This window comes from Deltaproteobacteria bacterium (genome assembly GCA_016709225.1).
GTDB classification, from domain to species: Bacteria; Myxococcota_A; Polyangia; order Nannocystales; family Nannocystaceae; genus Xiheibacterium; species Xiheibacterium phototrophicum.
In genome coordinates this window covers 18,813-43,417 of record JADJEE010000007.1, presented here as the reverse complement: position 1 = coordinate 43,417, position 24,605 = coordinate 18,813, and the positions used below count along the sequence as shown (strand labels likewise).

The following is a 24,605-nucleotide window of genomic DNA, read 5'->3' as shown; positions in this document are numbered from 1 at the left end:
TCTTCGGCGACGTTCGCGCAATGTGAGTAAAATCCAAAGGGGGAGGGGTGTTGCAGGCTGCAACAGCTCGGAACCGCACAGTTGCAAGCTGCAACAGCACGGAACCGCGTAGCCATGCTGCCATGCTGCGAGCAAACGCACGTACGCATCACGCGCACTTGAGCCCGCAGGCGTGCGCCAGGGCGGCGTCGCGTGCGTAGGCGCGGTTGCTCCACACCACAGCGCGCCACCTGTGCCAGCGAGGCCGGCGGCCCCAGGTCTCCAGCATGCGCGTGTGGAAAATCGCCCTCTCGTGGGCGAACGCTGCCGACCGCCGCCGCTCGAGCTCTCCCTCGACGAAGTGACCTAGCGCTCGAAGCGCGCTTGTGACAGTGTCACGTGCGAACGCTTTCGCCTCTTCTGCCACCGAGCTGGGGACGGTCCACGGAAGTGCCACTGCTACCCTACCCCCCACAGCCTAGCCCACCCCCCACCCCGGCGCAACTCGCTGGCCTGCGCGGAAGCGCGCTGGTGACGGTGGTGACGGTGGTGACGGCAGATCGCTATTGTCCCGCATTTCCCCCCTCGCGCGCGCGTCACGTAGAGTACCCCCGTCACCGTCACCACCGTCACCATTTGCATGATCTCGTAGCTAGATAGGCCTGCGGCACCGATCAATGGTGACGCACCCCCTCCGGATCACCGTCACCACCGTCACCATCCACCGTCACCACGCGCCATCTGCGGCCATCGCGCCTCGATCCGAACTGCTGGAGGCGCGGATCCGCGCCGCTCGCGTCGCGCAGCATCGAACCCACCGTCACCGGCGTCACCGTGCCACGCGAGCCGCGCTGCAGAATCGCCAGCAGTTTCGCCCCAGGATCCTCTTCTAGTGCGTAGCTCGCGCCGCCCTCGAGCATCTCCGATGCGGTTGCGCCCCTCTCGCTCCATTGCTTCCAATGCAGGAAGTCTGCCACTGCGTCGACGAGCCCGGTGGTGTTCTCCGAGGTCGTGAGCTCGGCCGCGCGCTCGCGCGTCGCCCCGACGACGTCGACGCCGGCGAGCCATGCGATCGCCCCCGGCACCAGCTGCGACCACGCGCGGAAGCTCGGCAGCGACGTGGCCTGCGACACACCGCCGACGCGCAGCCACGCGCGGAGGATCGTCAGCGCGGCAGCGGTGAAGCGCGGGTCGTCGAGCTCTTCGAGCAGTTCTCGAGCACCGTCGAGCTCGCGGCGCCGCTCGAGCAGGCACGGCAGCGAGCGGCGGGCCCAGTCGCTGCCCGTCTGCGCATCGTTGCCCGTGAGCGACACTACAGCGCGCAGGGCCACGTCGCAGTGCCCCACGTACAGCCGGCGCACGCGCAGGATGCCCGAGGTCAACGCGGCCTCGAGCGCCGGCGAGGCGATCCGCCCGCGCAGGTTGTCCAACACCAGCGCCGCCCCGGATGCGTGCGGGTCGATCGAGCGCACGAGCTCGGCCTCGTCGCCACCAAAGCCCGCATTGAAGACCACCGAGCACCGGCCGCCGATCAGCCCGGCCGCTCGGGCGATCGTGGTCTTGCCCGCGCCGGGGCGGTCGGCGTCGTAGATCCACACCGGCACCGTGCTGCACAGGTGCCGCGCAGCCACGGTCAGCACGTGGGCGAGCCACACCCATGGGTCGACCTCGGCGTCGAGCCACTGCACGTCGCCGACAGCGTCGAGCAGCAGCACCGCCGCGGCCTCGGCGTGCTCGCGCGTGTGCCCCACCTCGACGTCGATCGGCTCGAGCCACAGTTTCGTCGCGCTGTCGTAGCCGCGTGCGGTCACCAGCTCGCCGTCGGGGCGCAGTAGAGGCACGCGCGAAATGCCGACGATCTCCCGCACCGCGCTGCAGTCCGCAGCGCCGACGCTCTCGGCGACGTCGCGCGGCGGGTGCACGGTCTTCTCGCCGTCCTCGGTGCTGCGCACGTAGTCGATCGCACGCGACAGCTCGGTGCGCAGCGCTGGCGTCGTGTAGCTCGAGAGGTCCGCTCGCACCAGCTGCCCACCGTGTCGCCACACGCGGCACTCTTGTACGGGCACCCGCGACAACGCCTCGACGCTGCGATCGACGACGTCGTCGAACTTCAGCCCGAGATCGATCCGCGCGCGCCCAACCGGGGGCAGTTCGCTCTCCCACGCCGGGGCCGACCCCGACACGTCGTGCCACACGTGCTCGAAGGCCTCGCGGCACGCCTGCCGCGTCCACGCCCCTCGCTGCTCGGCATCCACGTACTCGAGCAGGTGCGGCAGGTCGACGCCGAGCTCGATCGCGCTGAACGTGATCTGCTGCACCGACGCGAGACCCCGCATGCCCTGCAGGTGCCCGCTGGTGTCCTCGGGCTGCACGAGCACGAGCTCGAGGCCTCGCAGCAGGGCGACGCGGGCGGCCATCGGCATCGGGTGCTTCGGCGTGCGGTCGATCGACGCCGCGCGCACGCGCTGCATCACGCTCGGCACCTCGGCGGGCACCGGCTGCCCGTCGTGCACGATCGACAGGCGGGGCGAGCCGGGGGGACACGTCGGCGGGTAGGTCACGCACGCGATGTGCTGCCCCACGCGATCGACGGGCGTGTCGAGCAGGTCGGAGACAGCGTCGGCCCACGCGGCCCACGTTGCGCGGTACACCGCGTCGTCGGCCATGCATTCGGTGAGCAGTACGAGGTGGACGCGCCAGTGCCCGGGCGCTGCCTTCGTCGAGCTCGAGAACGTCGACGTCAGCGCGAAGGCGATGCCTTCGGCACGTAGCTTCGCGGCCAAGGCCTCGAGCCGGTCGGCCGCCACCCCCTGCCCCCCTGCCCCGTCGACGTCGAGCGGAAGGAAGTACGCGTCACGCCCCGCCGCCGCATCGCGCCCTGTCTTGCGCTTCGCATCCTCCCAGCGGCTCGCCGGCACGATGCCTGCGACGTCGTATTTGCTGCTGACCTCGACGTGCTCGGCGAAGAACCGCAGCAGCTCGGCCTGCGATTCGAACCGCTGCAGCCGCAGCTTGCCCGTCTCGCCGCCCTCTCGAACCCTACACCGTGTGACCGCAAGCTGACATGACACGCGCCAAGGCTTGAGCGCGCGGAAGCACGGTCAACGCAATCACCAGGCCAGCACCACGACGAGCTCGGCAGCGACGCTGCGCTGCACCTCATGGTCCTCGCGCACGTCGCTGCCGTCCCACACCTCGAAGCGCTTGCGCGCGAGCGCCCGCACCGTGGGGCCGCCGAAGCTCTCGCAAGCCTCGAGCAGGTGCCACAGCGCGTCGCGCTGCGCGATCGCGTCGGTCTGCGCGGCCATCGTCGCGTCACGCAGGTCGCGCTCGATCACCGGGGCCATCGGCGTGCTTCCATCGACGCGGCCGCCGGCATCACGCCGCCTCGGGCCCGCCGCTTGCGTCGACCACGGCGGTGCGCAGCGACAGCACCGGCGCCCCGCTGGCCAGCAGCTCGGCGGCCTGGGCCTGGTCGATGCCGCTGGTGGGCTCGAGCTCGCGGAGCGCCAGCGCCAGGTCGAGCAGCGGCCCTCGCAGCGCCTCGTCGCCGGTGTAGCGTCCCTGGGTGTAGCTCGAGCGCACGAGCGCCTTGGCGGCGGTGATCTGATCGTCGCGTGTCATGCACGCAAGCTCACGCCGAGCGAAGCCGCGTCAATCACAGCGGCACGAGCTCGATCACAGCCTCGACGGGCAGCCCCACCGCCGCCGCGGCGGCGAGCACACGATCCACGCGGTGCGTCCGGTCTCGATCGCGTGCACGATCTCTTGGGCACTGCGCTGCGATCGGAACCCGATCGCCATGCCGAGCTGGTACTGCCGCATGCGGGCACGCAGGCGCGCCTGCTTGATGCGAAGGCCTGCTTCCGGTCGAATCGCCGGTCGTAGGGCGGGCTGCTGCATGTCCACTGTCCAGGATCGAGCATGCAGCCCTTTCGCACGGGCAGGGCTGCGCAGCTGCACAGTATCGGGTCGTGCGTTCACGCATTTGCGCGTCAGTCGACGCGGGGGTACGACTGCAGCACGGCCACGCTGTGGCGAGGCCGCCCCCGCCCTGCTTGACAGCCCGATCGCGACATGCGGTCGACCGGGATCTGGCGCGAGTGCCGATAACGTCCCGGGTCGATAGATTATGTCAAGTAGGCACACCGGAAGGCTGTTCGTGCGCACAGATATCACAACCCCGGGCCATGCGCGAAACTATCGCGATGCCTCGCCTGAATCTCCCCGATCGAGCGGCTCGCCGCGCGTGCTCCCTGGCCGAGATCGCGGCCGCCCACCAAGCTGCCCCCCGCTGCGACCGCCCGGCGCTGGAGGGCGAGGTGAGCTCGAGAGTCTGGGCGATGCGGTACGCGGCCAAGCTGCGCCGGCAGCGGATTCAGGAGCTCGAGCAGCAGCTGGCCGCCCTGCGGACGGTGCAGGCGTCGGAGTTGATCGAAGCTCGTTCGGTGGCCTCGTGGCTGCAGCGCTGGGCGCCCGAGCTCGCAGCGACGCTCGACGCTTCGACCGCATCCTGGCCTCGTTGACGACTGCGGCCGTGCTCGGCTCCCTCCTGCGCGTGACCCTCGCGGGCCGCCGTCTGCGGGGTGAGCGATGATCTCGCCCGATCTCGCGCTGCTGTCCGCCCTCGTCACCGCGGCCGCGGCCGCACTGGAGAACACGAAATGACAATGACGCCCCGCGCGCCCTACCACGAACGCATCGACCGCCTGCGCCGCGCCCTGCTCTCCGCCGACCTCGAGCGCGCCGCCGCCGAGCGCCGCGCGCACCATGCCGAGCGCGCCCTGGCTGCTGCGCAGCAGGCGAGCGATCCGGGCCCGGGTGTGGCCACCGCACGAGCGCTCGCCGCGGGTGTCGTGATCGTCGCAACGTTGGCCGGCGCGTACGCGGTGGCCACGGTCGCCGCGCTCGTACTTGTATTCATCTTCGCATGGGTCACCCGGTAACGAGGTTGACGTCGCTTCGGCGGCTTCGAATCTATCGGCAATGACCGCCACCGACGATCTCTACAAGTCGATCAAGCCCATGTTCCGCTCGAAGGCCGCCCACACCTGCAAGTCGATCGCCGAGGAGACCGGCGCCCCGATGGCGCAGGTGCGCGTCGCCCTGCGTCAACTGATCGACGAGGGCGTGATCGAAGCGCTCGGCAACACGAAGGCGCGGAAGTATCAGCGGGCCGCTTGACGCGGCTTCGCGACCCTCGACGCTGCAGGTGGGCTTAGCCCAACCGGCGGAAGCCTTCAGAAAGCCCGCCCGGCATGGGCCCCGGCCGTAATGCGGGGCATCCCGGTGTGGTCCCGGCCGTAACACGGGACATCCAATCACCTCGCGGTAGGCCCGGTCAAGCCCGCGTTGTATGACCCGGCGCCGCGGCGCTCCGCGGCTTTCGTATGCCCGCACCTGCACCCAAGCGAATCGATCGCAGCCTGAACTACACAGTGATCCCGTGCGACGACCGTGGGCTTTGGTGCACGTATCGCGCGCGTTGGATCTACGACGGTCGCCGGCTGTGCACACGCTGCAAGCTCGTCGCCGAAGACGCCGCGCCGCACTCCGACGAGCTCGACGACGCAGGGTGCCCGTGAATCGCTCCGACCTGCGGCGCTTCAGCCCGAGCGCGCTCAAGCGCTTCACAGCGTGCCCGCGTGCGTGGCGATACTCGCGAGACATCGAGCAGCCCGAGCGTGCCAGCACGAAGCTTGGCAAGCAGGCGCACGCATGGCTCGAGCACTACATGGGCACGACCGGCCCCGCCGACCTGCGCGCGAAGGAAGGCCGCATCGTACTGCCTGGCCTGCGCTACCTCGCAGACGTGCCGCGCGGCGGCGCGGCGAAGCTCGAGCAGCACTTCGCGCTGCGCTTCGACGGCATCGACTTCCACGGCTTCGTCGACCTGCGCCACCAGCAGCTGGTGGTCGACCACAAGACCACCAAGGACATTGCGAAATATGCGCTGACATCCGAGCAGCTGGCCGACGACCTGCAGCGGACGATCTACAGCGGAGGCACGCTCGACGGCTTCGTGATCGAGCACGACGCGGCGGGCGAAGAGGTCGGCGTGACCGACGAGCGCCTGGCCGTAGGCCTCGATGCGACCGAATGCCGATGGATCTACTACGCGACGGTTCACAAGCGAGGTCAGGATCACAGCGAATGGGCGCAGCCGCGCGAGTACGCGGAAAGCCGCAGCGACACGCTGCAGCGAATGGGCGACGTCGTGCTGCCGATCGCCCGCCGCATGCTTCCGCTGTGGGATGCGCCGCCCCTCGACTTCGACCGCGATCTTCGACGATGCGACGATTACGGGGGCTGCCCGTATCGCGAAACCTGCTGGAAAGAACAACGACCGTCCCGCGACGAGCGGGCAAAGGGAGCTGATATGGGAGTCCTCGACCGACTGCGAGCCAATGCCGCCGGCGCTGCGCCGGCCACCACCACCGCCCCGAAGGCCCAGCCTGCCGGCGACGAAGAGCTGATGTTCTCGCCGGATCAGCAGCCCGCGCCGAAGGGTGCCTCGACCACGCCGCCCGCTGCCCCGCCGGCGACGACCGCGAAGCCGGCCGACGTGCGCCTGCCACCGAAGAAGCGCGGCGGCAAGACCAACGCCGCCGAGGAGGCCGAGACGCACGCCCCGAGTTCCGGGCTCGTCGAGCTTCACCGGCGTCTCCCGCTCGGCGCGGTGCTCGTGTGCATCGGCCACTCGGGGGGAAGCGCCGAGAGGGCTCGCGACCTGCTGGAGGTCGTCGCCGACTGGGCGCGTAACAACGAGGAGTCGGCGTCGTGATCACGCCGGCCAAGGCGCGACGCGCCGAGCTCGAGATCCTGCGCGACCCGTTCCCCGCGCCGCCCCGCGCCGCCCCGCTGCAGCGCGTCGTCGGCCCCGACCGCACGCAGAGGCAGCGCGCCCGCGCGTGGTTCCGCCGTGCTCGGCACAGCCTTCGCGGCGCCGACCTGTCGCCCGTGTCGTTCAAGCAGGCGTGGTGGCATTCCATCGATCACCCGCCGGCCCCGTGGGTGACGCCGCCGTGACGGATCCATTCCGAAAAACCGAGGACAACGATCCGCAGTTTTGCGTCAACTGCGGGCACTGCCGAAAGGCTGGCTATTTGTTGATCTGCAGTCTGGAAGACGCGGTAGAGGTCAGCCCCGTTGACGGCGACCGTATTCTTACCGCGTATACTACGTGCCGAGTACGCAGGCGTGGACGGCTTCGGTGCCCGGACTACAGCCCGAAGCCTGTGAAGCCGTCAATCTGGCGCCGGATCTTCCGTTAGGTATGCCTCTGCTCGATCAGATGCTCGCGCGTGTCGGCAAGACCCGCGCCGACTTTGACCTGCGCTCGAAGATCGGGCGCGCGCTCGAGGCCGATGGTGTGCCGGACTCCCCCGAGGTTCGGCGCGTGCGTGCTCTCCCCCGCCGCGTCGAGGTGCCCGACGCGATTGAGCTGCTGTCGCGCGAGTTCTGTAGCGGGAGCGAGCGCCTGTGGCCGTTGCAGGCGCTCGCGCTCGTCGAGCTCGATCAGCTGGGCGGCACCCTGGCGGGCCTCGGCTGTGGCGATGGCAAGACGCTGATCACAGCTGTCGGCCCGCTGCTCGCCGAGGCCCGCCGCCCGCTGCTCGCGGTGCCCGGCGGCCTGCGGAAGCGCACCTTCGACGCGTTCGACGACCTCGCGTCGCGAGGCTGGAGGGTCGCGCCGGCAGTGCGCTATGAGGCCGAGCACCGGCACGCGCCGCCGCCCGAAGGCGTGCTGATCGTGATCAGCTACAGCCAGCTGTCGCTCGCTGTGCACGACGGCGCGCTGTTCGACCTGCGGCCCGATCTGATCGAGCTCGACGAGGCCCACAAGGTCGCCGCCTGGAACGCCGCCGCGAAGCGGCTGGACAGGTACATCACAGCGCACCGCCCGAAGGTCGTCGCGCTGTCGGGCACGTGGCTGGGTTCGAAGCTCGAGCGCGTGCACCATCTGATGCGCTGGACGTTTGGCCGCGCAGGCCTCGAGCAGATGCCGCTGCCTCGCACGCTCGCCGAGGCGAAGCAATGGGGCCGGGCGATCGACGAGCCGGCGCCGATGTCGGAGATCGAGCCGCTGGCCCCCGGCGCGCTGGCGCCGTGGGGCCGGACCTCCTCCGAGCTGCGGATCGGCTTCGGCGAACACCTGCGCTCGACGCCCGGCTGCATCGGCAGCACGGATCCCAGCTGCGGCGCGTCGATCGTCGCGCGCGTGCACAGCCCCAAGCTGACGGCGCCGTGCCGCGAGCTCCTGCGCATCATGCAGACCGGCGAGCGCCCCGACGGCGTCGAGCTCGAGCCGCACATGCAGGCCGCCGGCGAAGTGCAGGCCGCGCTCGGCCTGTGGTACGGCTGGCGCGAGCCCGGCCCCGAGGAGTGGCTGACCGCCCGGCGGCAGTGGTTCCGGTTCGTGCGCAAGGTCGCCGAAGCGGACCTCGAAGGCTTCGACACCTACCTGCAGATCTGGCGGCAGTACGGCCTCGGCGGTCCGCTCGAGGTGCCCGAAGGCCGCCGGTGGGGGGAGCTGCAGCACAGCTTCGAGCCGGTGCGCACCACCAACTGGATCGACGTGTCCCCGCTCGAGGACGCGGTGAGATTCGCGAGCAAGGGCGACCCATGCCTGATCTGGACCAACATCGTGGCGGTGGGCGAGCAGCTGGCGCAGCTCGGCGTGCCGTACTACAGGCAGAAGGGACTCGATCGTGACGGGCGCTACGTCGAGGACGTCGAGGACGGCACCCGCACGATCGCGCTGTCGCTGCAGGCGAATAGCGAGGGCCGCGATCAGCTCAAGCGATTTCACCGTGCTCTCTACTTGACCCCGCTTCCGGGTGCTCGAGATTGCGAGCAGTCGATCTGCCGCCTGCACCGGCCGGGGCAACCCGCCGACGAGGTCGAGCTGATCGTCTGGTGCCCGACCGAGAGATACAGGCGCCGGCTCGAGGCCGCACAGGCTGGCGCGCGTGAGGCCCAAGAGAAGAGCGGACAACGGCAGCGACTGCTGCTCGCAAACTGGAGCGACGAATGACGACGAAGAAGGCATCGCCATACAGCGGATTCGACGACGCGGACACATCGAAGGGCCGCCGCAATCGGCAGTACCTGCGGCACGCCGGAAAGTACCTGCTGCGTGTGCTTGAGTTGCGCGAGGATCAGGACCCCGAAGAGGGCGACCCGTTCGTCGCGGCGACGGTGCAGGTGCTGCACGTCTTCAAGGGCGGCACGAAGCGGATCGACAAGGACACCAAAGAGGTGGTCGAAGATGATCCCGTCGAGGTCGGCGATGTGCGGGACTTCTATTGGGTCACCGGCGGCAAGTGGAAAAAGCTCGGCTGGCGCGACGCCAAGTTCTTCGTGATGGCGGCGGCCGGCGTCGATCCGGCGTCTCCGGAAGCGTCGGAGATCAACGGGGCCTTTTTCGCGGTCGCGGTGCAAACGCAGGCGCTCCGAGGCCAAATGCTGATCGTCGAGCAGGTGCTGGGCGTGAAGGGAAAGAAGAGCGAGAACGCAGGCGACCCCAAGATCGACACCTACTGCACCGCGCTCAGCGACGCCGCACGCACGCACGCCGACGAGAAGTTCGCGACCGTGCCGATGCCCGACTTGCCGGACAGCGACAGCGACGACGCGGGCAGCGACGACGACGATCCGCGAGGCACCGCAGGCGACTTCGACGATTCCGATATTCCGTTCTAGCGCCTCGCACGGGTGAGAGCGGCGCGGCCCCGAAGCGCGCTGACTGACACTGCGGATACAGACGCAGCCCGAGCCCGGGCGTTACAGGGCTCTTCGCCGTGCACCCCGCGCACAGTCGGCGTCGTATTGCGCCGCGGCAGCAGGCGATCCGGCTGCATTCGAGCGAGGCAACGTGGCTGCGCGCGAGCGTGCAATGCTGGCAGCGGGGCAATGTCCCTTCTGCCTTCCTGGGCAAACCTGCCTGCTGTGCCAAGGCGACCTCGGCCGCATTGCCGAGCGGCTGCAGCCATACTACCGCCCCCGCGCTGAAGAGTGCAGCGACGGCCGCGGCGGCACCCGCCCGAGCTGGTATCAGGGCCGCCGCGCCGACGGCCGAGGTCGCCGCGAGGCCCCGGCGCAGGTCGAGCGCATGCCCGAGCGAGCGACCCGCATCTCGCCCCGGGGGTTGTCGTGACCGCGCCGCGGCTCGTGGTCTACCTGATCGACTGCAGCCCGTGGGCGGATTCCTGCGAGCTGGACAGCGGCGACGTGTGCGAGCCGCCGATTCCCGAGGTCGAGGTGGCGCCCTACCACGCCGACGAGGCGACGCTGTGATCACCGAAGCACACGTGCTGCGCACCGCGCTGCAGCAGCTGGTCGACGCGGTGCATTCCAGCGACGCGAGCGCACAGCGCGAAGCGCTCGAGCTCGCCCGCGACGCGCTGGTCGGCCTGATGCCAGTCCCTGCGGCCCCGTCGCTGATCGTCACGACGTCGCAGCCTGTCGAGGACGCAGCGATCAACGGTCGCTTTGTCGGCCGTTACCGCACCTCGAAGCGTTACGGCAGCTTCAAATCGAACCTTGCTGCGCGCGTCGAGGCGATGCGAGGCGCGACGCTGCGCGGTCCGTGCTTCGTGACGATCGCTCCCGCGTTCGCGCGGACGTGCCGCGAAGAGCACAACGCCGGGCTGCCGCTCGGCGACGTGGACTCGCCGGTGAAATGCATCCTCGACGCGTTGAAGCTCGGCGGCGCGTACGTGGACGATTCGCAGGTCGCGGGCCTGCTGGTGTCGAAGTGGCCGAGGCCCGAACACACGATCGTCGAGGTGGCCCCGTGCGCGTTGTAGGCGACCTCGAAGGCCTGCCGCCGCGGCTCGCAGCCAAGCTGATGCTCGAGCCGACCACGGGCTGCCTGCTGTGGATCGGCGCGGCGTCTCGCGGCGGGCGCTGTGGGGGCTACGGCAGCGTGCACGACCGGGGGCAGAGCAGGCAGGCACACCGCGTCGTGTGGGAGAAGATGCAGCGCAAGGGCCGTCGACTGCCCGCCAAGCTGACGCTCGACCACGTGCGCGCGCGGGGCTGCGCGTCGATCCTGTGCTGCGCACCGTGGCACCTCGAGCCGGTCTCGCGCAGCGAGAACAACCGGCGCAGCACGTGTCACCACCACGCGGCGTTTCGGAAGCGCAGTGGGCGGGGGGCGAAGTGTGGCTGACCCGCGCGGCGTCGACGTCGAAACGCCAGCGAGCGACGATGGCACGTGCCAGCCGCTCGTGGTGCTGTCGGTCGACGGCACGCTGACGCATCGCCGCAATGTCACCCGCGCGACGATCGAGGAGCTCTTCGCTGCGCCGTTCGTCGGCGCCGGCGTGGTGACCGAGCTGGCGGTGCTCTCGAGGCACGCCGGCACCGTGACGCCGGCCTTCCGCGCGCTCGCCCGCGGCGACGTCTACGACGTGCTGTCGAGGCAGAAGTATCTTGACATCGCGGCCGGTCGGAAGCGGCCGAAGGTGTCGCTCGAGATCGTGGCCCCGCTGCACGCGCAGCGGAAGCTGTCCGAAGCGGGCGACGTGTGGCGCCTGCGCTACGGGGAACTGTTCGACGTGCCGCTGTCGAGGTGGCCAAGCGCCGCGCTGGACTACGCCAGCGAGGACAGCCGGATCCTGCGCCCGATCTTCGACAGCCAGGAGGCAGCGGGGCCCGAGGGGGTATTCGTTGATCAGCACCGCCGCGCGTGCGGGCACTGGGCGCTGCACCTGTCGTCGCTGTTCGGCATGCCGGTGGATCAGACCGCCGTCGATGCCTTCGCGCGTGGCCTCGAAGAGCTGTGGGTCGCGAAGCGCGAGCAGATGGTGGCCGCGGGGTTCATGCGCCCCGACGGCACGCGGAACAAGATCGCAGCGCTCGAGCACGCCGTACGCGTCGGGGTGACCGCTCGCGCCAAGAGCGGCAAATCGCTCTCGCTGTCGAAACAGACGTGCCTCGACAGCGGCAACGCCGAGCTGACCGCGTGGGCGGAGTTCGAGCACCTGTGGAAGCTGAAGACCACCTTCGTCAAGATGCTGCGGTCGCGGGCCCGCCTGCGGCCTCGCTACAACGAGCTGCTGATCACGGGCCGCACCAGTGCGAGCAAGCCGAACATCCAGCAGCTGCCCCGCGCGCCGGGGATCCGCGAGTGCTGCGTGGCCGACCCCGGCCACTGCCTGATCTCGGTGGACGTCGACAAGGCCGAGCTCTGCGCCCTCGGCGACATCGAGCTGGAGTTTCTCGGCAAGTCGAAGCTCGCCGACGCGATCAATGCGGGCGTCGACCCTCACTGCCTGCTCGGTGCCGAGCTCGTGCAGCTGTCGCTCGCGGAGTTCATGCGCCGCTATCAGGCCGGCGACGCCGAGGCGAGCGACGCGCGACAAGACGTGAAGCCGGCGAACTTCGGCTTGCCCGTGCGCATGTCGCCCGAGACTTACGTGACATATGCGCGCGGACAGGGGCGCGAGCTCTCGCTGAAGCGATCGCGGCAGGTCGTGGCGGCATGGAAGCGGGCCTACCCCACCACGCTCGGCTATCAGGCGCTGGTGCAGAAGCTGCTGCGTCGCGCCGGCGGCAACGTGAGGCACCCTCGATCCGGACTGCTGCGAGGCCGCCTTCGCTTCACGCAAGCGGCGAACGGGTTCTACCAGGAGCGGATCGCGTCGGCGATGCTCGAGGCGCTGTGGGTGTTGGCGTGCCTGCAATGGGGGCAGGAGGCCGAGGGCTTCGACGCCGAGCATTTCGCCCCGCTCAATGGCACGCGCACGCTCGCTTACATTCACGACGAAGTTATCGTGCAGTGCCCGATTGACCAGGCTTCGGCGGTCGCGAGCTTGGTGCAGGAGGTCGTCGAGCGCGTTGTGCAGAAGTGGATACCGCGGGTGCGGATCACAGCCGGCGCGGTCGCGATGCTGCGCTGGTCGAAGAAGGCCAAGGCGACGTTCGACGCAAACGGAAGGCTGATCCCGTGGGTACCCAAGCAGTGAAGAAGCCTGCGCTCGTCGTCGAGCTCGAGCAGTACGTAGCCGAGGCGCAGCCCCTGATGCCTGCTGTGGACTACGACACGCCCGCCGGGCGCGAGGTCGCGTCCGAGCTGTTGGGCGAAGTGAAGAGGCACCGTAAGGCGCTGAAGGCCGAGCGCGAGAAGATCACGCAGCCACTGCACGCCGCGTGGAAGGCCGCCCTGGCCTTCTTCGCGAAGCCGGACAAGCGGCTCGAACAGCTCGAGCACGAGCTCAAAACCGGCATCGCCGCTGGGATGCGCCGCGCCGAGGATGCGGCGGCGCTCGCCCTGCAAGCTGCCCACGAGGCTGGCGACGCCGAGGCCATCGCCGCGGTGGTGCTCGACAAGCCGACGGGAATCAGCGTCACCCCGCGCCCGTGCGTGCGCTACACCGATTCCTCCCTGGTGCCTCGGCACCTGTGCGAGCCGTCGCACGCGTTGGTGAAGGCAGCGCTCGAGGCCGGCGAAGAGGTCCCTGGCGCCGAGCTCTATTACGAGGATTCGGTGACGAAGCGTGGCTGATGTAGAAATCACACTCGGCGATTGTGTCGAGGTACTGCGCGGGCTCCCCGATGCGTGCATCGACGCGGTCGTGACCGATCCGCCGTACGGTCTCAGCAAAGAACCGGACATGCTGGAGGTGCTGCGGCACTGGCTCGCGGGCGACGACTATCAGCACAGCGGGGGCGGGTTCATGGGCAAGACCTGGGACAGATTCGTCCCCGGCCCGTCTGTCTGGCGCGAGGTCTACCGAGTGCTGAAGCCCGGCGGTCACGTGCTGTCGTTCTCGGGCACGCGCACCTACGACCTGATGGTCACCGCGATTCGGATCGCCGGGTTCGAGATCCGTGACCAGTTGGCGTGGATGTACGGCAGCGGTTTTCCGAAGTCGAATGATGTCGGCCGCGACATCGACATGACGCTCTGCACGCTGCCGGGCGACCACTGCGACAAGACGCTGTCGAAGAAGCCCGGGGCGCACCTGTGCCCGGCGCACCCGGCCGGCGACCCGCATCGCGGAAAGCGTACCGCGCTCAAGCCAGCGCAGGAACCGATCGTGCTCGCGCGCAAACCCCTGGTCGGCACAGTCGCCGCGAACGTGCTGCAGCACGGGACCGGCGGGATCAATGTCGAGGCGTGCAGGATCGAGATGTCGGAAAAGGACCGCTCCATCGTCAACAGCATGGGGGGGTTCGGCAGGGCGGGGTACGAGTCTCCTCCCGGCACAGCGTGGCGCGTCGACGGGTCGCTCGCGTCGGTGGGGGCGAAGGCACACGACGCCGGCCGCTGGCCCGCGAACGTGCTCTTGGACGAGGACGCGGCGGCGATGCTCGATGCGCAGGCCGACGCTTCCCGTTTCTTCTACGTGGCCAAGGCGAGCCGCTCCGAGCGCGAGGCCGGGCTCGAGGCCGCGGGCCTGCCGATCCGCAGTGGCGGCGAGCTGACCGATCGCGAGGACGGCAGCGCCGGCCTGAACAGCCCGCGCGCGGGCGCCGGGTGCAAGGGCGGTCGACGCAATCACCACCCCACGGTGAAGCCGGTCGCGCTCATGCGCTACTTGATCCGACTGATCACGCCGCCCGGCGGCCTCGTGCTCGACCCGTTCGCGGGGTCGGGCACCACGCTGGTCGCAGCCGTGCTCGAGGGCTTCGACGCGCTGGGGATCGAAATGACCGAAGACTACCTGCCGATCGCGCGAGCACGAATCGCGCATGCCGAAGGAAAGAAACAATGAACGCAGCATGGCCTCCAGTGCAATGGATCCCCAGCCCTCACCATTACCGGGGGCGAGCGGGTCGACCCGTCGAGTTCCTGGTGATTCACTACACCGCCGGCCGCGGCGACGTGCGCGGCGTGGGTCGGGTGTTCCGCTCGCGCCCCGCGTCGGCGACGTTCGCCGTGGATCGTGCCGGTGATATCGGGCAGTACGTGGCAGCCGAAGATGCCGCGTGGCATGCCGGCGACGGCCTCCTGCCTTCTGCCGCCGACTTCGACGCGTTCGAAGGCCGCCCCGTGCCGCTGATCGCGGGGGTCGGCGACATCAATCGGCGCTCGGTGGGGATCGAGCTGTGCAATCGTGGATGGGCGCCCGGCGGCAGCAATCCGTACGTCACTGCGCGGCATCGGAACCCTGCGGCGCGCTCGACCTCGTGGGAGTCGTACACCAAAGCACAATATCAAGGCCTGCGCTCGCTGATCCCCCCGCTGCTTCGTCGCTTCCCCCGACTGCGCTACGTGACCGGCCACGAGGACGTGACCCACCGGGACACGATCGGACGCCCCGGCGGCAAGCAGGACCCCGGTCCCGCGTTCGATTGGCAGCAGCTGGCCGGCTTCGGGCTCGATCGTGTGTGGTACGACTTCGACGCGCGGGCGTGGTGCAGGGGGCAGCTGTGACGCCGCAACCGCAACCGCTGACGAAAGAGGCGATCGACGTTCTCCTGGCTGTGCGAGCCGACGAGCTCGACGCTCCGGTGCGGCGCTGCGGCGCTGCCCTGCGCGAGCTCGTGCTCGCCGCCCTGCTCGAGCTGCGGCCCGACGCCCCGAAGCTGACGCCGCGAGGCCGCCGGCGCGCCGACGTCGAGCAGCGCAAGCTCGACGCGACACCGATCGGAGGCTGGCAATGATCCGTATCACAATCGCGAAGCCGGGCGACCGCGACCTGCTGCTCTGCATGCAGCGCGTGTGCTTGCCCGCTGACGACTCCGCCGACCCTCGACGCGGCGAGTGGCTGGTGGGCCGCACGCCGAAAGGCACCCCGGTTTGTTTCTCCGGCGGCTACACCTACCGCAGCAGCGGTGAAGCGGCGTTCATCGTGTCGAGGCAGGGCGTGATCCCGTCGCACCGAGGCCTGCGGCTGCAGAAGCGGCTGCTTCAGCTGACCTGCCGCCGCGCTGCCGAGCTCGGCCTGCCTGAGGTGTGGAGCTACACGAGCCTGGCGAATGTTGCGAGCGCCAACAGCTTCATCGCTGCCGGCTTCCGGCTGTGGGTGCCTGCGCATTGGCACGACCACGACGACGCAGCCGACAGCGCGCCGCACCCGACCGCAACCGCTGCCCCCACGCAGTTTCTCTATTGGCGAAAGCAGGCACTGAAGTGACGAAATCCGCAGAAGAGATCAACGCCGAGAAGGCCTCGAAGCCTCGTGTCGACATCGTGCCGCCCGAGCTGATGTTGGCCGCGGGGCGCGGGCTCGGCTATGGCGTGCAGAAGCACGGGCAGCCACCAGGCGCGGACGGCTATGGCACGTGGCGGATCGCAGGCACCGAACAGGCCGAGCCGCTCACGCACTACGCGTGCCTGTTGCGGCACCTGCTGCTGTGGCGCGCCGGCGAGAAGTTCGACCCCGAGAGCGGGCTTTCGCACCTCGACCACGCCGCCGCCCAGCTGGCGATCCTCCTCGATCTGGTGCCGCGCGCAGGGGAGGTGCCCGAGCCAGGCGACCCGTGGGCACTTCCGGACGGGCTGTGGTGGGGCTTCCGGCGTGGGTGGCAGATCGAGTCCGCCGATGGGTGCAGCAGTCTGTGGCTGAACGACGCGGGCCGCCCCGTCGGGTACCTGCTCCTTCGCGACGACTCCGAGCACCTGATCGACCTGCTCCGCCGCCGCCGCAACGCGGCCGAGCCTGGCGGGCAGTACCGCGAGGCCATGTTTCGGTCCGTGGCCACCCTCCAAGAGGTGAAGCGGGCGCTGGCGGAGCCGACCGACCCGTGGGCACTTCCGGACGGGCTGGAGTGGGGCTTCCGGCGTGTGTGGTACGTGCAGAATGACAGCTCCGAGTGTTTGTGGATCGAAGCTGGGAAAGTTTGCGGGCAGCTGCAGAAACGCCCCGACGCCGAGCACCTGATCGACCTGCTGCGCCGGCGCAGCGAGGTCGAGCCGAAGGGACAGGTGGTGAAGTGACGCACGACGAAATCGCAGCACTGCTGCCACACGCGAGCGAGCGCCAGCGCGAAGTGCTCGAGGCGCTGCAGGAGCACGGCTCACAGAGGGCCGCTGCGCGGGCGCTGAAGATCAGCTACCAGGCTGTGCAGCACGTCGTCGCGGCGGTGAAGAAGAAGGCCGCGCGCACGGACCCGCAGCAGCACCGCTACCAGGATGCGCCGCTTCCGGCGGGATACCATATCCACGGCGTTTCGGAAATGACCCGCAACGCGCTTGGCGATCCGAAGTGGATCAAGTCGAGCGTCGACAAAGACGCGCAGATCGAGGCGCTGCTGCGTGCGCTGAAGGAAGCGTGCGAAGACGTGCCGGCGGTGCAGCCGGTGCCGGCGCCCGCGGTGTCGAGCGACGACCTGCTGTGCGTGTATCCGATGGGCGATCCCCACGTCGGCATGTACGCGTGGGCCGAAGAGACGGGCGCCTCTTACGACTTGGCGATCGCCGAAGCGCTGCTGTTCGGCGCGGTCGATCATCTCGTCGCGCTCGCGCCCGCGGGCACCGATGCCCTGCTGCTGAACCTCGGCGACTTCTTCCACAGCGATCACCAGGGCAACACAACGCGCAAGTCGGGGCATCAGCTCGACGTCGATTCGCGGTGGTCGAAGGTACTGCGCTGCGGGATCCGAATCGTGTATCGGCAGATCGACCGAGCGCTCGAGCGTCACCGCCGCGTGCAGGTCCGCAACGAGATCGGCAATCACGACGACCACACTTCGATCCTGCTGTCGCTCGCGCTCGAGCAGCGCTACCGCGACGAGCCTCGCGTGCAGATCGACACGTCGCCGGCGAAGTTCTTCTACCGCGAGCACGGGCAGTGTCTGATCGGCTCAACGCACCTCGACACGGTGAAGCCGCCGCAGCTGCCCGGCATCATGGCGGTGGACCAGCGCGAGGCCTGGGGCCGCACGCGGCACCGGCAGTGGTACACCGGCCACGTGCACCACCAGCGGGTGAAGGACTACCCCGGCTGCACGGTCGAGACCTTCCGCACGACCGCGGCCGCCGACGCGTGGCATGCGGGCCAGGGGTACCGCAGCGAGCGCGACATGCGGCTGGACATCTGGCATCGCAGGCACGGGCTCACGCAGCGGCACATCGTCGGCGTCGAGCAGCTGGTGGCGCCGTGAAGCCCGGCGACCTGCTGCCGCCTGGCGAGTACCCGGCGCCGAAGCACTGGACCGCGACGGCGTCGGGTGGCGCGCTCGACCTCGACGACCCGCGCCCCGAGCAGATCCGGCTGACCGACGTGGCCACCGGGCTGGCCCACGTCTGCCGATGGAACGGGCAGACGCCGCTCGGGCAGCGGATCAGCGTCGCCGAGCACTCGGTGCTGGTCGCCCGGCTCGCGATCGCCAGCCTGGCCGCCCTGCCCACCGACGACCCGCGCCCGGTCGTGCAGGCCTGCCTGCTGCACGACGCCCACGAGGCCTACCCACCCGGCGACGTCGCGGGCCCCGTGAAGGCCTACCTGCGTGCGCGCGGCGACCACGTGCTCGCCGAGCTCGAGGCAGCGGTGCAGCGGGCGATCGAGCTGCGCTTCGGCGTCGTGTACTCGGCGGCGGTCGCGGCAGCGGTGAAGCAGCACGACCTCGAATCCCGGTGGCTCGAGCGCGCGCAGCTGCTGCTGCCGTGCGAGCGCGGCTGGGGCGAAGGCCTGCCACGGCCTCGCGACCCGCACCCGCGGATCGAGTGCTGGGAGCCCGAGCGCGCGGCCGAGACGTGGCTGGAGTGGTGCCACGACTGGGGCATTCGCTAGGCAGCGGCGCAGCCCGGGCTAACACGCGATATTCGCGATCGGTGTCGATTGGTCCTGGCGTCTGGCTTAGGCGGCTGTATTATTCAGATATGCCCGCCTCGACCATCACCGCCAAGATCACCGCCCGCGCTGCCCGCTCGACCGTCCCGGGCAACGCGGGTGCCGTCGACGCCACCGTCTACGTGGACGGCCGCGACGTCGGCGACTGCACCCTGCTGCCGCGGCAGCACGACGGCCGGCTCGACGTCTGGGGCGAGCTCGACCACTGGGCCGACGACACCCTGCGCGCGGCGCTCGACGCCGGCACGCTGTCGGCCGACGACGTCGTCGAGGCCGTGATCGCGGCCGACCTGTAGCGCTCTCCTGGGTCTGCCCGCGCCCCGCCGACGAAGGTCGCGCGGGGCTTTCGCGGTGTGACCACCATGACCGCCGACGAACTGATCGACCAAAGCACCGCGCGCAACGAGACCGTGACCGCGCCCTACAGGGGCGGTGCCGCATGAGCAATGCCCAGTGGCACGATGACCAGTCAATCGGCGAACGCGCGTTGCGCGAGCACAAGCGCCGCGCCGATCTTGACTCGCGACTGGGTGACGCGCTGCGCGCGAGCGGCATCAATGCGGCCGACGCGCTTGCGGTGCAGGCGCTCTACGCGACAGCCGGGCAGTCGGGCTCCCATCGGATCGTCTCAGCCCTGCGAGCCATCGAGGCATGGCTCAGAGAGGGAGGCGCTCTGTGAGTAGTCTGGGACACGAGTGGGCGAAGCACGAGCGCGAGGGCTGGTCCGTCTGCTCGCGCTGCGGGATGGTCCGCAACTACGACCGCGAGCAGACGACGTGCAGCGGCGCGTTGCCGAAGATCCGGCAGCGCAGCGAGATCGAGGACTGCGGCCAGGATGGCGTGTGCAGGCTTTCTCCGGGCTGCAATCGGCATTGGGAGGAACGGAACCGCGAGCTGGTGCGCGAGAACGAGGTCCTGCGTTCCAACAGCGATCACCTAAGCTCCGAGAACGCCTCGCTGGCCCGCCAGGTCGAGTCGATGGCGATGCGCATCGAGAGTCTCGCCGAGGAGCTGGCGAAGCCGGAGGATGCGAGGCTCCGCGAGGTGCTCGACGCGCTGGACGGGCGGGCGGTCATCTTCGACGGCCTGGGGGCGCGCGTTGGTCACTTGCTCGACGAGATGGACGAGTGGATCGGGCGGGCGGGAGAGGCAGGGCGAATGGTGGAAGCCGCGCGCCGCATCCTCTCCAGCGTCGCGGAGAGCATGACCGAGCACGCATACCAGGAACTGGCGTCGGCTCTTGAGTCGCCACCTCGTATCGCAGGCAAGACCGCAGGCTTTGACCAGCCCGGGCGTGAGCACACGGCGGGTGACGCTCTCGGCTAAGGAGGGACCGATGACGTACGACAACATGCGCAAGGACTACGAGCGCATGCGCGACGCCGAGAGAACTAGACTTGTGGACGAGTGGAAAGCCGCGAACGGATACGACGACCTGCTGGCGGCGTACTCGGCGTCGGTGTCCGAAGCCAACCGTCTCCGCAAGCTGTTCGACGACGCCGGCCAGGGTGAACACAACGTCTTGGCCCTGATCGATCACTACCAGCGCAACTCGATGGAGTCGGACGAGCGCATCCGTGCGGTCCGCAAGCTGCTCGAACGGAACGGCTGCGAGTGTGAGTGTGAGCACCACTGGGAGCACCATGACGACGACTGCGATCGGTGCCTCGCGTGTCGCATCGGAGAGGCGGTCGGGAAGTGAGTTCGTGCAGAGCAACGAATGCGAAAACGGGTGCGTGATGATCGGCGCTACTGACCTCCCGCTCGTCGCCTCCTGCGGCACGCCGCTCGCCGTCGGGCAGCGCGTGCGCGCGACCGCGGACTGGGTCACGAGGGTGCGGATGGCGGTCGGCGACCAGGACGCGGACAGCCTCGCCACGGGCGGTGAGATCGTCACGGCGATCGCCTCGCCGTACTGGACCGCGGTGACGGTGCAGCTTGATCGACCAGTACGGTACTCGGACGGCTCAGGACACGACTGCGCGACCCTGGCGGCCGGCCAGCTCGAGGTGATCACGTGACCAGCCGCGTCACCGTGAAGTGCCCGCCGTGCGGGTGGGCCGGCCAGCGTCTCGAGGCGAGCGCGACCACGACCCCGTGCCCGCGCTGCGGTGCGACCGTCGAGATCGGCCTGCCGCAGCGCGGGCGCCCGCCGCTCCCGCCCGACCAGCGCCGCGTGCTGCTCCGGCTGTGGGTCCTGCCCGCGACCCTCGAGTGGTGCGAGGGCCTGACCGTCACGCCAGCCGAGTACCTGGACGCGGCTGCACAGCGCGCCACCCCTGCGCCGGACGACTAGCGTGGCTGCGAGGCCCAGCGCTGCTGCAGCGCCGCCACGACGTCGGCGTGCCGCTGATCGTCGAGCTTGGTGTGCGTCACGAGCTCGGCGCGCAAGGCCTTCACCTCGCGCAGGATCGACCCCAGCATCCCGTGCGCCAGCTTCGCCAGGATGCCCAGCATCAGCGCCACGGGGCCGCTGTCGGCTGCGATGTCCGCGACGTTCACGCCGGGGCTGCCTCGAGGGCGCCCGCTGCGGGCGGCGAGGGCGGCTGCCGCAGGGCCCAGCGAACGATCGCGCCGCCCGCGAAGCTCAGCAGGAGCTCGGGCGGCACGCGCGCGGCGAGGGGGGCCAGCGCGGGCACCAGGATCAGCAGGCCGGCCAGCAGAGCGGCAGCGCACGCGGCGACGAAGTCGATGTCAGCAAGGGAACGCAGCGTGATCACAGCGCAAAGCCTAGCACCGTTCGTGCATGGCCGCCGGCGGCAGGCGCGCAGGGCTTGATTTTCGCCGCGGTGGCCGCAAGCTACACCATCATGCGCGCCACCCTGCTGCTCGCCGCCGTCGCTGCCCTGCTCGCCGCCTGCGACCCGTGCGCGGCGGCCGCGCGGATCCACCTCGAGCGCTGCGCCGAGGGGGACGCCGCTTCGTGCGCGTGGGTGCAGGAACACCAAGTCACCGCCGCCGGCACCTGTCTGGTCGAAGAATGACCGCACGCATCCTAGCCGCCCTGCTGCTCGCCTCGGCCTGCGCTGTCGAGGCGCCGCCCTCCCCTGCCCCGGGCCCCGGCATCGTGGCGCCTGCGCATCGTGACGACGCCGAAGCCGAGTGCCACGCGGAATGCGACGCCGAGCTCGACGCATGCCTCGAGCACGAACAGGGCAGCTCGGCGCCGTGCGGCCTCGCCTGCGCGCAGCGATGCGCCGAGTTCTACGACGCCTGCGACGCCGACTGCGACTAGGCCCACGTGCCGAAGTCGATCGACACGTTCCACACCGACAGCGTCTGCGCTCCGCTCGAGCTCGAGCCCCGCAGCACCATCGGCGGTGCGTCGGCGTCGTTGGGGAAGACCTGCGACTGCAGGTGCCCCGTGGCGGTGTACCACCCTCGCGCGCCCGTCACCGCGACCTCGACGTAGCCCGAGCCGCACTGCACCCGCACGCGGCCCCCCGTGCTCGTGCAGGACGCGTCGACGCTCACCCGCACCGGCACCACCCCGAAGCGCCCGCCCGCGATGTACGGGCCGGCCAGGCGGTGCAGCTGCGCATGGGCGCCGGCGACGGCGAAGCCGGGCCCCGCCGCGTCGTAGCTGGTGCTCGTGGGGTCGAGCAGGTCGACGTAGCTGGTGCTGGTGACCGTCACGGGCGCGGCCTCGGTCTCGGTCAGCGGGTCGTGCGTCGCCTCGCTGTAGCTCGACCACGACAGCACGCGCGGGCCCAGCCGCTCGCTCTGCCGCTCGGCCACCTGCGCCATTCGCCGCGAGCCGAAGCGGTGTTCCTCGTAGGTGGCGCCGTCGGGGGCTTCGTCGAGCGGGCGCGAGGTCAACGGTGCGGCGCCGGGCGGCATCGCGTGCACCGAGGTCAGCCCGTGGCTCTCGTGCGTGGTCGTGTGCGCGAGCGGTTGCTCGTGCACGATCGCCTCGACCAGCCGCATGCCGCCGCGCACCGCGATCGCGATCTCCACTTGCGACCATTCGGAGTATGCCGCCTGGATCGCCGGATCGCTGTCGTAGCCCGGCGGCCGGATCTCCACAATCCGCCGCTCGAGCAGCCGCGACCAGTTGCCCCCGTCGACGCTCTCCTCGTCGCCGGTCCACGTGCCGTGGGTCGAGCCGGGGATCGTGACCGTCCAGTCGTGCGGCCCGCTGCTGCTGCCCCCGTTCGTCCACGTGACGCGCACGCGAAGCTCGGCCCACGCGCCGTCGCTCACCCAGTCGCCGGCGACTTCTTTCACCACGAGCCCTGCGGGGCACGCGAGCACGCAGGCCTCGAGCTCGCAGCCGGGGGTGAGATTCGCGAGCGTCGTGTGGATCGTGCGCCAGGCATTGGTCGGGTAGAACTGCGCATCCCCTGCCCCGCCGTCGGGGTCGAGGCCCGATGGCTGCGCCCACGAGGCCGCGCCGCTCAGCCCCACCGAGGCGAGCGTGCGCCGCGACGTCGCGGGGATCGTGTCCTGCGCAGCGAAGAGGGCGCGCAGCGGTGCCCAGCGCACGCGGGTGTAGGGAGCGAGGCCGCCGGGTGCTGGCGTCGCGGGGGTGAGCCCGGCGAGGACTTTCGTTTTGTACGCACTGTCCGTCATGGCTGCTGCAGTCCGAACTGCCCGCCGCCGGCGGGATCGATGAAGCCAGGCACGCAGTGCATGCCGTTGATCGTCACGCGGGCGTTGGCATCGTTTGCGCTCGCGCCGTAGGGATCGATCGCGATCGCCAGCGCGAGGTAGGTCTTGCCGCGCCGCAGGGCGCCGCGCCCCCGAGCGATCGGCAGCGGGTCGAACACGGTCAGCGACCCGCTGCTCGCGTCGTCGTCGCGGGTGATCACCTGCTCGGCGAAGAACTGCTCGAGCGGCCCGCTGCCCGGGACGCCCGGCGGGCGCGACATGCTGTAGACCCGCAAGCCTACGGGCACCGCTGCGCCGCTGGTCGTCCACGAGCGCACGTGCACGTGAGCTGCGATCGCGTTGCACACGTCGGGCACCTGGGCGACGTGCAGATGTCCAAGCGGCATTCGCCACGCAGCGTCACCGGGGACGCGGCGCACGAACGGCCCCGTCAGCGTCGAGGCCTGCCACGTCAGCGCCACGCGGCAGCGATCGTTGGCGAACGCCGACAGCGTGCGGCGCTGCAGCCGAGCGGTGGCGTCGACAGCCCACAGCGCCGCGGGGCCGTGGTGGTAGTTGGCCGCGTCGATCGTGTCGGCTTGCGGCGGCAGGCCTTGAAGCTCGACGGTGTAGTCGCTCGACGGCGGCGTGTAGGTCGAAACCCAGTCCGCTTCGATCTCGACCCACGACTGCTCGCGGTTCTCGAACCAGATCGAAGTGATCCCGCCCGAAAAAACCGCGGTCGAAGCGTTGTCGGCGGCGCCGAAAAATGCCGTCTGCGTCTTCGTGGTCGACACCGCGTGCACGAAGGTCGTCGACTGGTAGGTGCCGTTGGTCACGTTCAAGCAGTGCAGCGTCGAGCTGACGGCATCGCTCGCGCCTGTGGTGTCCGGGTTGGCTCGCGAGGTCCAAGCCACGACCAGCGTGTCGCGCGTGCCGTCAAGCCCGGTGATCGCGAGCGTGCCGGCGGTGGTGTTGTTCACCGTCGCGCGCAGCGAAGCCGCCGCGTTGAACGCGAAGCGCGTCGGCGAGGCCGAGCCGTGGCGAAAGATCGTGCCCGTGTCCGTGCTGTTGGCGGTGATCACCGCCCCGATCGTGCGCGGGTGCGAGAAGTCGAGCCGCGCGCTGCCGGGCGAGGCCTGAAACACGCACGAGGTGCCCGCCGTGAGGTTCTGCCCGTACTGCGACAGATCAGCGGTGCACGCGGTGATCGATGCGCCGGTGACATACAGGCGGGTCGAGGCCTTCGCCCGCGCATTGTAGCCTTGCTCGTAGGATGCAGGCATT

Annotated in this window: 35 protein-coding genes; 27 read left to right on the top strand and 8 right to left on the bottom strand. The window is 69.9% G+C overall.

Features of this window, described 5'->3' with window-relative positions; all coding sequences use genetic code 11:
- Positions 1-653: 653 nt before the first annotated feature.
- Genes IPH07_24590 through IPH07_24575 form a run of 4 tightly spaced genes read right to left on the bottom strand, consistent with a single transcriptional unit; the run spans position 654 to position 3,882 of the window.
- Positions 654-3,050: a hypothetical protein gene (locus tag IPH07_24590; GenBank protein ID MBK6920602.1), complete on the bottom strand. Its 2,397-nt coding sequence runs from the start codon at positions 3,048-3,050 to the stop codon at positions 654-656.
- Between the two features lie 39 nt (positions 3,051-3,089).
- Positions 3,090-3,326 carry a hypothetical protein gene (locus IPH07_24585; protein MBK6920601.1) on the bottom strand — a complete coding sequence of 79 codons (237 nt, stop codon included), beginning with the start codon at positions 3,324-3,326 and terminating at the stop codon, positions 3,090-3,092.
- A gap of 31 nt (positions 3,327-3,357) precedes the next feature.
- A complete protein-coding gene (locus tag IPH07_24580) occupies positions 3,358-3,603 on the bottom strand; it encodes a hypothetical protein (GenBank protein MBK6920600.1) in 246 nt (81 codons plus the stop codon).
- 54 nt (positions 3,604-3,657) lie between these two features.
- On the bottom strand, positions 3,658-3,882 hold the full coding sequence (locus tag IPH07_24575) for a hypothetical protein (protein ID MBK6920599.1): 225 nt from the start codon (positions 3,880-3,882) through the stop codon (positions 3,658-3,660).
- Positions 3,883-4,301: 419 nt separating this feature from the next.
- Here IPH07_24575 and IPH07_24570 point away from each other — a divergent pair, with 419 nt between their 5' ends.
- From IPH07_24570 to IPH07_24450, 25 genes are all read left to right on the top strand, one after another.
- A complete protein-coding gene (locus IPH07_24570; protein MBK6920598.1) occupies positions 4,302-4,505 on the top strand; it encodes a hypothetical protein in 204 nt (67 codons plus the stop codon).
- Positions 4,506-4,649: 144 nt separating this feature from the next.
- Complete coding sequence (locus tag IPH07_24565) at positions 4,650-4,925, top strand: hypothetical protein (protein ID MBK6920597.1); 276 nt, start codon at positions 4,650-4,652, stop codon at positions 4,923-4,925.
- 40 nt (positions 4,926-4,965) lie between these two features.
- The gene (locus IPH07_24560) at positions 4,966-5,163 is read left to right on the top strand and encodes a hypothetical protein (protein MBK6920596.1); all 198 of its coding nucleotides are present in this window, start codon (positions 4,966-4,968) and stop codon (positions 5,161-5,163) included.
- 397 nt (positions 5,164-5,560) lie between these two features.
- Positions 5,561-6,763, top strand: coding sequence for a PD-(D/E)XK nuclease family protein (locus IPH07_24555; protein ID MBK6920595.1), 1,203 nt, complete (start codon positions 5,561-5,563; stop codon positions 6,761-6,763).
- Positions 6,760-7,008, top strand: a complete 249-nt coding sequence (locus IPH07_24550) for a hypothetical protein (GenBank protein ID MBK6920594.1) — start codon at positions 6,760-6,762, stop codon at positions 7,006-7,008. The genes IPH07_24555 and IPH07_24550 overlap by 4 nt, the downstream gene beginning before the upstream one ends.
- A 184-nt stretch (positions 7,009-7,192) precedes the next feature.
- Complete coding sequence (locus IPH07_24545) at positions 7,193-9,016, top strand: hypothetical protein (protein ID MBK6920593.1); 1,824 nt, start codon at positions 7,193-7,195, stop codon at positions 9,014-9,016.
- On the top strand, positions 9,013-9,684 hold the full coding sequence (locus IPH07_24540; protein MBK6920592.1) for a hypothetical protein: 672 nt from the start codon (positions 9,013-9,015) through the stop codon (positions 9,682-9,684). The genes IPH07_24545 and IPH07_24540 overlap by 4 nt, the downstream gene beginning before the upstream one ends.
- A gap of 450 nt (positions 9,685-10,134) precedes the next feature.
- On the top strand, positions 10,135-10,278 hold the full coding sequence (locus IPH07_24535; GenBank protein MBK6920591.1) for a hypothetical protein: 144 nt from the start codon (positions 10,135-10,137) through the stop codon (positions 10,276-10,278).
- Entirely contained in the window at positions 10,275-10,790 is a 516-nt protein-coding gene (locus IPH07_24530; GenBank protein MBK6920590.1) for a RusA family crossover junction endodeoxyribonuclease, read from the top strand. Before IPH07_24535 ends, IPH07_24530 begins: the two co-directional genes overlap by 4 nt.
- Entirely contained in the window at positions 10,778-11,155 is a 378-nt protein-coding gene (locus IPH07_24525) for a hypothetical protein (protein MBK6920589.1), read from the top strand. Before IPH07_24530 ends, IPH07_24525 begins: the two co-directional genes overlap by 13 nt.
- A 58-nt stretch (positions 11,156-11,213) precedes the next feature.
- The gene (locus IPH07_24520) at positions 11,214-12,953 is read left to right on the top strand and encodes a hypothetical protein (protein MBK6920588.1); all 1,740 of its coding nucleotides are present in this window, start codon (positions 11,214-11,216) and stop codon (positions 12,951-12,953) included.
- On the top strand, positions 12,950-13,492 hold the full coding sequence (locus tag IPH07_24515) for a hypothetical protein (protein MBK6920587.1): 543 nt from the start codon (positions 12,950-12,952) through the stop codon (positions 13,490-13,492). Before IPH07_24520 ends, IPH07_24515 begins: the two co-directional genes overlap by 4 nt.
- Positions 13,485-14,705 carry a site-specific DNA-methyltransferase gene (locus IPH07_24510; GenBank protein ID MBK6920586.1) on the top strand — a complete coding sequence of 407 codons (1,221 nt, stop codon included), beginning with the start codon at positions 13,485-13,487 and terminating at the stop codon, positions 14,703-14,705. The genes IPH07_24515 and IPH07_24510 overlap by 8 nt, the downstream gene beginning before the upstream one ends.
- Before the next feature lie 80 nt (positions 14,706-14,785).
- Positions 14,786-15,367: an N-acetylmuramoyl-L-alanine amidase gene (locus tag IPH07_24505; protein ID MBK6920585.1), complete on the top strand. Its 582-nt coding sequence runs from the start codon at positions 14,786-14,788 to the stop codon at positions 15,365-15,367.
- Positions 15,368-15,417: 50 nt separating this feature from the next.
- Positions 15,418-15,597: a hypothetical protein gene (locus tag IPH07_24500; GenBank protein MBK6920584.1), complete on the top strand. Its 180-nt coding sequence runs from the start codon at positions 15,418-15,420 to the stop codon at positions 15,595-15,597.
- Positions 15,594-16,070: a hypothetical protein gene (locus tag IPH07_24495; protein ID MBK6920583.1), complete on the top strand. Its 477-nt coding sequence runs from the start codon at positions 15,594-15,596 to the stop codon at positions 16,068-16,070. The genes IPH07_24500 and IPH07_24495 overlap by 4 nt, the downstream gene beginning before the upstream one ends.
- The gene (locus IPH07_24490; protein MBK6920582.1) at positions 16,067-16,873 is read left to right on the top strand and encodes a hypothetical protein; all 807 of its coding nucleotides are present in this window, start codon (positions 16,067-16,069) and stop codon (positions 16,871-16,873) included. The genes IPH07_24495 and IPH07_24490 overlap by 4 nt, the downstream gene beginning before the upstream one ends.
- Positions 16,756-18,039: an oxidoreductase gene (locus tag IPH07_24485; GenBank protein MBK6920581.1), complete on the top strand. Its 1,284-nt coding sequence runs from the start codon at positions 16,756-16,758 to the stop codon at positions 18,037-18,039. Before IPH07_24490 ends, IPH07_24485 begins: the two co-directional genes overlap by 118 nt.
- Entirely contained in the window at positions 18,036-18,668 is a 633-nt protein-coding gene (locus tag IPH07_24480; protein MBK6920580.1) for a hypothetical protein, read from the top strand. The genes IPH07_24485 and IPH07_24480 overlap by 4 nt, the downstream gene beginning before the upstream one ends.
- 89 nt (positions 18,669-18,757) lie before the next feature.
- A complete protein-coding gene (locus IPH07_24475; GenBank protein MBK6920579.1) occupies positions 18,758-19,024 on the top strand; it encodes a hypothetical protein in 267 nt (88 codons plus the stop codon).
- A 143-nt stretch (positions 19,025-19,167) separates the two neighbouring features.
- Positions 19,168-19,407 carry a hypothetical protein gene (locus IPH07_24470; protein MBK6920578.1) on the top strand — a complete coding sequence of 80 codons (240 nt, stop codon included), beginning with the start codon at positions 19,168-19,170 and terminating at the stop codon, positions 19,405-19,407.
- A gap of 65 nt (positions 19,408-19,472) precedes the next feature.
- Positions 19,473-20,054: a hypothetical protein gene (locus IPH07_24465; protein ID MBK6920577.1), complete on the top strand. Its 582-nt coding sequence runs from the start codon at positions 19,473-19,475 to the stop codon at positions 20,052-20,054.
- 10 nt (positions 20,055-20,064) lie between these two features.
- Entirely contained in the window at positions 20,065-20,430 is a 366-nt protein-coding gene (locus tag IPH07_24460; GenBank protein ID MBK6920576.1) for a hypothetical protein, read from the top strand.
- Positions 20,431-20,434: 4 nt separating this feature from the next.
- Entirely contained in the window at positions 20,435-20,749 is a 315-nt protein-coding gene (locus tag IPH07_24455) for a hypothetical protein (GenBank protein MBK6920575.1), read from the top strand.
- On the top strand, positions 20,746-21,024 hold the full coding sequence (locus IPH07_24450; protein MBK6920574.1) for a hypothetical protein: 279 nt from the start codon (positions 20,746-20,748) through the stop codon (positions 21,022-21,024). The genes IPH07_24455 and IPH07_24450 overlap by 4 nt, the downstream gene beginning before the upstream one ends.
- On the opposite strand, the gene IPH07_24445 is transcribed toward IPH07_24450, so the two are convergent.
- Entirely contained in the window at positions 21,021-21,230 is a 210-nt protein-coding gene (locus IPH07_24445) for a hypothetical protein (GenBank protein MBK6920573.1), read from the bottom strand. The two genes, IPH07_24450 and IPH07_24445, sit on opposite strands and share 4 nt — an antisense overlap.
- A complete protein-coding gene (locus IPH07_24440; GenBank protein ID MBK6920572.1) occupies positions 21,227-21,448 on the bottom strand; it encodes a hypothetical protein in 222 nt (73 codons plus the stop codon). The genes IPH07_24445 and IPH07_24440 overlap by 4 nt, the downstream gene beginning before the upstream one ends.
- Positions 21,449-21,538: 90 nt before the next feature.
- On the opposite strand from IPH07_24440, the gene IPH07_24435 reads away from it, so the two are divergent.
- Together IPH07_24435 and IPH07_24430 are read left to right on the top strand one after the other, a co-directional pair.
- A complete protein-coding gene (locus tag IPH07_24435) occupies positions 21,539-21,712 on the top strand; it encodes a hypothetical protein (GenBank protein ID MBK6920571.1) in 174 nt (57 codons plus the stop codon).
- A complete protein-coding gene (locus tag IPH07_24430) occupies positions 21,709-21,963 on the top strand; it encodes a hypothetical protein (protein MBK6920570.1) in 255 nt (84 codons plus the stop codon). The genes IPH07_24435 and IPH07_24430 overlap by 4 nt, the downstream gene beginning before the upstream one ends.
- Here IPH07_24430 and IPH07_24425 read toward each other — a convergent pair.
- Both IPH07_24425 and IPH07_24420 read right to left on the bottom strand, forming a co-directional pair.
- Positions 21,960-23,300: a hypothetical protein gene (locus IPH07_24425; GenBank protein ID MBK6920569.1), complete on the bottom strand. Its 1,341-nt coding sequence runs from the start codon at positions 23,298-23,300 to the stop codon at positions 21,960-21,962. The genes IPH07_24430 and IPH07_24425 overlap by 4 nt on opposite strands.
- Positions 23,297-24,604, bottom strand: a complete 1,308-nt coding sequence (locus IPH07_24420) for a hypothetical protein (protein MBK6920568.1) — start codon at positions 24,602-24,604, stop codon at positions 23,297-23,299. The genes IPH07_24425 and IPH07_24420 overlap by 4 nt, the downstream gene beginning before the upstream one ends.
- Between the last annotated feature and the right edge of the window lies 1 nt (position 24,605).

Coding starts and splice junctions, on each gene's coding strand:
- IPH07_24585 (MBK6920601.1), bottom strand. CDS start 3,326: ATGGCCCCGGTGATCGAGCGCGACCTGCGTGACGCGACGATGGCCGCG.
- IPH07_24580 (MBK6920600.1), bottom strand. CDS start 3,603: ATGACACGCGACGATCAGATCACCGCCGCCAAGGCGCTCGTGCGCTCG.
- IPH07_24575 (MBK6920599.1), bottom strand. CDS start 3,882: ATGCAGCAGCCCGCCCTACGACCGGCGATTCGACCGGAAGCAGGCCTT.
- IPH07_24565 (MBK6920597.1), top strand. CDS start 4,650: ATGACGCCCCGCGCGCCCTACCACGAACGCATCGACCGCCTGCGCCGC.
- IPH07_24560 (MBK6920596.1), top strand. CDS start 4,966: ATGACCGCCACCGACGATCTCTACAAGTCGATCAAGCCCATGTTCCGC.
- IPH07_24540 (MBK6920592.1), top strand. CDS start 9,013: ATGACGACGAAGAAGGCATCGCCATACAGCGGATTCGACGACGCGGAC.
- IPH07_24495 (MBK6920583.1), top strand. CDS start 15,594: ATGATCCGTATCACAATCGCGAAGCCGGGCGACCGCGACCTGCTGCTC.
- IPH07_24475 (MBK6920579.1), top strand. CDS start 18,758: ATGCCCGCCTCGACCATCACCGCCAAGATCACCGCCCGCGCTGCCCGC.
- IPH07_24470 (MBK6920578.1), top strand. CDS start 19,168: ATGAGCAATGCCCAGTGGCACGATGACCAGTCAATCGGCGAACGCGCG.
- IPH07_24465 (MBK6920577.1), top strand. CDS start 19,473: ATGGTCCGCAACTACGACCGCGAGCAGACGACGTGCAGCGGCGCGTTG.
- IPH07_24460 (MBK6920576.1), top strand. CDS start 20,065: ATGACGTACGACAACATGCGCAAGGACTACGAGCGCATGCGCGACGCC.
- IPH07_24435 (MBK6920571.1), top strand. CDS start 21,539: ATGCGCGCCACCCTGCTGCTCGCCGCCGTCGCTGCCCTGCTCGCCGCC.
- IPH07_24430 (MBK6920570.1), top strand. CDS start 21,709: ATGACCGCACGCATCCTAGCCGCCCTGCTGCTCGCCTCGGCCTGCGCT.
- IPH07_24425 (MBK6920569.1), bottom strand. CDS start 23,300: ATGACGGACAGTGCGTACAAAACGAAAGTCCTCGCCGGGCTCACCCCC.
- IPH07_24420 (MBK6920568.1), bottom strand. CDS start 24,604: ATGCCTGCATCCTACGAGCAAGGCTACAATGCGCGGGCGAAGGCCTCG.